Origin of the sequence: Lysinibacillus sp. (assembly GCF_032093475.1) — a bacterium.
Classification (GTDB): Bacteria; Bacillota; Bacilli; order Bacillales_A; family Planococcaceae; genus Lysinibacillus; species Lysinibacillus irui.
The window spans coordinates 1-5759 of the sequence record NZ_DAMDAY010000185.1; the positions used below are offsets into that span (position 1 = coordinate 1).

Genomic DNA, 5759 nt, shown 5'->3' on the forward strand with positions numbered 1-5759 from the left:
AAAAGTGTTAAAATAGTGCGGCGAAAAGCGAGCCATTTTTTGAATGTGATTGCGCTCCATAATGGTATTCGCCATAAAGGTGCCAGCTTCAATGATGACACCATGTTGTGCTAAATAATTCGTGATATCATCGGGAAAAAGCCCCTCAATATTAAACGGTGTAATTGATAATCGATAGTCACTATTTTGTGGACCATATAAAACAATACCTGGAATGGTTTCAAGTTGTTCAAGCAAATAGTTAGTTAGCTGTTTGACACGCTCATAAATGTGATGAATACCGATAGCATTTGCATAATCAATGGCTGCTCCTAAACCTAAAATACTTGGAATGATCGGACAGCCTGGCTCAAAACGTTTAGCTGTCTCTAAAAATGAATAAGTATTGTTTTGATAATCCCATTGTGTACTACCCCAACCAATCATAAGAGGCGTCAGTGTGGATATAAGCGCTTTTCGTACATATAAAATTCCTGATCCTTCAGGGCCACGAAGCCATTTTCGCCCACATGCTACTAAAAAGTCACACCCAAGCTCTTTGACATGGAGTGGGGTTAAACCAACTGTTTGATTGGCATTAATCAATGTCAGTACATTGTGCTGCTGTGCGAACTGACATATTTTCTTAGCAGGCTGAAGGGCACCTGAGGCATTGGACATATGGGCAAAAGCAATTAGTCTTGTTTGTGGTGTGATGAGCTGCTCGAGTGCTTGTAAATCCACCATATAATCTGCATTCGTTTTCAACACTTTTAAGTGAACACCTTGCTGCTGAAGGGCAAGCCAAGGCACATAATTACTTAACATTTCTGTATCGAGTACAATGACCTCATCACCTTGTTCCCACTGCAAGCCACCTGAAACATAATTAATAGCCATGGATCCATTGGGCACAAAGGCAATTTCTTCTTGCTCCGCGCCGATAAACAAAGCAGCCTTCTCTCGAATTTTCTCTACTTGTTCATACGTTTCTTGACGAAAAGATGGTAAATAGGGGCCGATACTTGCTTGTTTTTGAATATAGCTCGTCATCTCATCTACTACTGGCTGTGGCATGGCAGAAGCAGCAGCTGTGTTTAAATACATATAATGCTCAAGAAGCGGCATATCTTTTTGTATTTTCATCATATCGATCATTGTGCTCACCAGCCTTATAGGATTATTAATTCCTTCGTATAGTTCATTAAATTCTCATAGCCAATTTCTGTAACAATGAGATTATCCTCGATCCGCACACCACCCACATCCTGTACATAAATACCTGGCTCGACCGTAAATGCCATGCCTGATTTCAACACTAAGTGATTACGCTGCATTAAATAAGGTTCTTCATGTGCACTTAAACCAATGCCATGCCCTAGTCGATGTGTGAAGTAGTCACCATAGCCAGCACCACAAATAATTTTTCTTGCAATATCATCGATGTCATGTGCTGTCATACCTGGTTTTATCGCAGCTATTGCAGTTTCATTCGCTTGTTTAACAATATTGTAGATTGTTTTTAATGTTGGTGAGACATCCCCTAAAGCGATTGTTCGGGTCATATCAGCTACGTAGCCCTTATAAATTGCACCAAAGTCAATGACGATTAATTCACCTATCTCTATTTTTTTTGTACTAGCTCTGCCATGGGGAAGTGCACCGCGATAACCTGAAGCTACAATGGTGCCAAAAGGTGTTCCCTCTGATCCACGTCTTCTCATTTCATATTCTAATTGTGCTGCTACTTCCATCTCTGTAACGCCAGCTTGAATAGTTGGTAATGTAGCTTCAAGACTTTCTTCAACAATTTGTACTGCCTGTCGCATAAATGTTATTTCATGGTCATCTTTTTTCATCCGTAGTTCACGAATGGAATCACCGATATCACATAAATTGTCATATGTAAGCTTTTCGATGGCTTTCTGCTCCTTGACGTGCATAGTGTCAAACTCTACGCCAAGTGTGTGCAATGCTCCAAGCTCTTTTTTAAGTTGCTGGATGGCCTGTGCCGGTCCTTCCTCATCTGAATAAGATAAGATAGCACCACCATTATTTGCATCTACTTTCGTTAACTCTACTTGTGGTACTAGAAAAAACAATTGATTGTTAGCGGTAATGACAGCTAATGTTAAGCGCTCACTTTGCTTTAATTGGAGACCTGTAAAATAATACATGTTCGAACCAGGCACTAGGACTGCTAGATCTATTTGCTGTTGCTGCATGCGAGAAACTAGCTTCTCTCTTCTTTTTTGAAACATTGATATTCCTCCTACCTATTAACTAGATTAATTGTTTCTTATATAGAGACGTTGTATCTGAAAGTAGTATATATCAATAATAATGAATTTTCAATAAATGAAGGAAATAGATAAACTGAAAGGAAATTAATTTACAAATGAGGGAATAGTATGCTGTGAATTTAGTAAATACTAGTGTACGTCTTTTTTTCGTTCATTATGCATATAAGTAGACTAGATAAACTTTTTTCCAACTTAATACGTCAAAAAGAGGGGCAAAATTGTTAAGCAAGAGAGGACTTATGTATGGAAAAAAACATGAAACGCTCTAAAGAGAAAAAGAGCAAGAAAAAAATATGGCTGTGGATAGTCGGTAGCCTATTAGCAATTTTTTTAATTTTTATAGGGACTGCCTACTTTACCATCCAAAAAACCATGAATAAAATAAATACACCACTTATTCAAACAACAGATGCAGCACAACCAGAAGAAAAAACAGTGATCAAAAAAGAACCATTCTCGGTTCTGATGCTTGGGGTCGATGAACGTAAAGATGATAGTGGTCGTTCAGATACGATGATTGTGATTACTGTGAATCCAGAAAAGCAGACGATGAAAATGCTTAGTATTCCCCGTGATACTCGTACAGAAATTGTTGGTCATGACACCGTTGATAAAATTAATCATGCCTATGCCTTTGGTGGCGTTCCGATGGCTGTGGATACGGTGGAGAATTTTTTAAATATACCAATTGATTACTATGTATTTATTAATATGGAGGGCTTTTTGCAAATTATTGATACGCTTGGTGGTGTAACGATCAATAATGATATGGATTTAACCTATGACGAATACCATTACCCAGAGGGTGAAATTACGTTAAATGGTAATGAGGCGCTTATTTTTTCTCGTATTCGTTATGAAGATCCACGTGGTGATTTTGGTCGTCAAATTCGACAACGTCAAATTATTGAAGCTGTTATGAAAAAAGCCTCCACGCCATCTACATTATTAAAGGCAACAGATATGCTTAATGTGTTAGGCGATAATGTTCGCATGAACTTCTCAGTCAAAGACCTGATCCAGCTACAAAGTATTTATAAAAAAATGGATAAGGATATTGAGCAAATATCGTTTGAACAGGGAGAAGGTCAAAGGATTAATCGTATTTGGTACTACATTCCGAATGAGGAAGAGCTTCAAAAAATACAAACAGATCTAAACAATCATTTAAAAAGCAAGTAAGCGTGGTGCTTACTACACGTAGTGTCAACAAAGTAAATTTTTCGGCCATGAAGGGAGGGAGATGAATGAATGGGAGGACCCAGGTGCTTAGGTATACAGCGCTTAATCAGTGCATGCAAAGCTATGTACCTAAACGCAAAGTGCGAAGAAATCCAGTCCAATCAGCTATTAGAGGCCTACAACTATTATGTTTAAAATTGTATATGTAAAGATAAAAAATCATTCAGGTAGGGTGCATGCCTAGTTGAATGATTTTTTTTTAATGAATAGAGCTAGTTCATTTTTCAATGTAGCTTGAAAAATCAGAAAATTAAATGTATACTGATATTAGAAATGGTTAAAAGGAGTGATTGTGATGATTTTTGGCACAATATTATTAGCATTTGCACTACCAGTAGGTATCGTATTAGCAGTCGATTTATTGAACGAGCAGCGTCTCTCTGCTACACAATCCAACCATTCATAATGATTACACAACAGAAGGATAAATACTAGACAATGTTACGTTGTAGCAATTGTCTTTTTTTTTGATTTGGAAACAATTTGCGTGATTCATTCGTCAATAGTATATAGAAAATGTTATACTATTAAAAAAACAGTATCGGGGAATGAGCATGCAAGAGGAAAAAACAACAAATTTAAAAAAAGAAATACTATCCTACATCAAGATTATTGTCATTACGGCTGTTGTCGTTTTTGGCTGTAAGCAGTTTTTATTTGCGCCAATTAAGGTGCAGGGAGCTTCGATGTACCCGACGTATCATGATAAGGATATTATTATTGTAAGTAAAACAAGTAAAATTGAACGATTCGATCAAATTGTTTTCCAATCTCCTACCGAGGATGAACTCTATATTAAAAGAGTAATAGGTCTTCCAGGGGATAAAGTTGAAATGAAAGATGATGTATTGTATGTAAATGGGAAAGCATACAAAGAAGATTATGTTAATCGTGAAACAGATGATCCTAATCAATTACGCATTACAGAAAATTTTACTTTGGAACAATTAGTTAATGAAAAAGAAGTACCAAAGGGCATGTATTTTGTGCTTGGGGACAACCGTTTAAAAAGTTTTGATAGTCGCCACTACGGTTTAATTTCAGAGGACGCTGTTTATGGTGAATCTAAAGCAATACTATATCCATTTAGCCATTTTCATATCGGTTCAAAATAATGAAAAAGAGGCCACTCCTTTGAGTGACCTCTTTTAGTTTTTTGGTAAATCTGTACAGCTCTTATACGTAGGGTAATAGACACAAACTCTTGAATTTTCAACAGTTTCTTTTATAGGCAATACCTTACTTTTCACGGGAGAGCTAATAGCTGGTTCTTCGATTGTGAGCTCTTCTACTACTAATTCTACGCCATAAAATAGTATTAAAAAATAGCAGACAAATCCTACTATACGCAAACAATCACCTCGTAAAATAGTTAGTATATGTTAATATGTATGGTCAAATTCATTAAAATATAAGCGGAATTTCGAAATTTTCTCTCGATTCGGCAGTTTTATAAGATCATTTAATTCTATAAAAAAAGCTATTGTCAACGAAATTTTGATGTGCTACTATAGCTAAAGTAAATATTTGATCTGTATAACCTCAATAATATGGATTGAGGGTCTCTACCAGGAACCATAAAATCCTGACTACAAAACTTTGCTTCATTTTTGTAGTCAGGATTTTTTTATGTTGATTCAGCCGTTAGTTTGTAGCGTACCGAAGCGTACCTTGCGGCGTAATGCATAAAAAAATCTCCTGCAAAAATGAAAGTGTAACGAAAGGGAGATTACGATGAATTGGAGAGTTTATATTCTTGCGGTGACTACCTTTGCAGTAGGGTTAGTTGAATTAATTGTTGGTGGGATACTGCCAAATATTGCAGAGGATTTACATGTATCTTTAGCAACAGCTGGGCAATTAATTACGATTTTTGCACTGGTTTATGCTATTTCTGCGCCTGTCCTGTTATCCTTGACAGCTAAGGTGGAAAGGAAGCGCTTATTCTTAATATCATTATTTATTTTCACGTTAGGTAACTTAATGACCTTCTTTAGTACAACGTTCATTATTGTGCTAATTGCCCGTATTTTCACAGCGATGAGCACAGCATTAGTCATTGTATTATCTTTAACGATTACGACAAAAATTGTTGAGCCTAAACATCGTGCCAAGGCGTTAGGACTCGTTTTCATGGGTGTAAGCTCTGCGCTTGTCATTGGTGTACCAATGGGTATTTTTATAACAGAAGCTTTCGGTTGGCGAGCTATATTTTTAGGCATTAGCATTCTGTCA

Annotated in this window: 7 protein-coding genes and 1 riboswitch; of the genes, 4 read left to right on the forward strand and 3 right to left on the reverse strand. The window is 36.7% G+C overall.

The genetic code is table 11. The annotated features are described in order from the left end of the window. On the reverse strand, positions 1-1128 hold a 1128-nt coding region (locus RT445_RS22800), incomplete at its 3' end, for an aminotransferase class V-fold PLP-dependent enzyme (RefSeq protein ID WP_313471652.1). Between the two features lie 23 nt (positions 1129-1151). Further along, the gene (locus RT445_RS22805; RefSeq protein WP_274793402.1) at positions 1152-2240 is read right to left on the reverse strand and encodes a M24 family metallopeptidase; all 1089 of its coding nucleotides are present in this window, start codon (positions 2238-2240) and stop codon (positions 1152-1154) included. A 285-nt stretch (positions 2241-2525) separates the two neighbouring features. Between RT445_RS22805 and RT445_RS22810 the strand changes: the two genes are divergently transcribed. The 3 genes from RT445_RS22810 to lepB all read left to right on the forward strand — a co-directional run bounded on the left by RT445_RS22810 (position 2526) and on the right by lepB (position 4639). Then, entirely contained in the window at positions 2526-3464 is a 939-nt protein-coding gene (locus RT445_RS22810; protein WP_274793401.1) for an LCP family glycopolymer transferase, read from the forward strand. Positions 3465-3819: 355 nt separating this feature from the next. After that, the gene (locus RT445_RS22815; protein ID WP_274793400.1) at positions 3820-3930 is read left to right on the forward strand and encodes a transcriptional regulator; all 111 of its coding nucleotides are present in this window, start codon (positions 3820-3822) and stop codon (positions 3928-3930) included. A 148-nt stretch (positions 3931-4078) separates the two neighbouring features. After that, entirely contained in the window at positions 4079-4639 is a 561-nt protein-coding gene (gene lepB / locus RT445_RS22820; protein WP_274793399.1) for a signal peptidase I, read from the forward strand. 33 nt (positions 4640-4672) lie between these two features. On the opposite strand, the gene RT445_RS22825 is transcribed toward lepB, so the two are convergent. Continuing rightward, the gene (locus RT445_RS22825; RefSeq protein WP_274793398.1) at positions 4673-4876 is read right to left on the reverse strand and encodes a hypothetical protein; all 204 of its coding nucleotides are present in this window, start codon (positions 4874-4876) and stop codon (positions 4673-4675) included. Positions 4877-5036: 160 nt separating this feature from the next. Beyond that, a riboswitch (purine riboswitch) is annotated at positions 5037-5136 on the forward strand. A 122-nt stretch (positions 5137-5258) separates the two neighbouring features. On the opposite strand from RT445_RS22825, the gene RT445_RS22830 reads away from it, so the two are divergent. After that, the coding region (locus tag RT445_RS22830) for an MFS transporter (protein WP_313471655.1) at positions 5259-5759 on the forward strand (501 nt) is incomplete at its 3' end.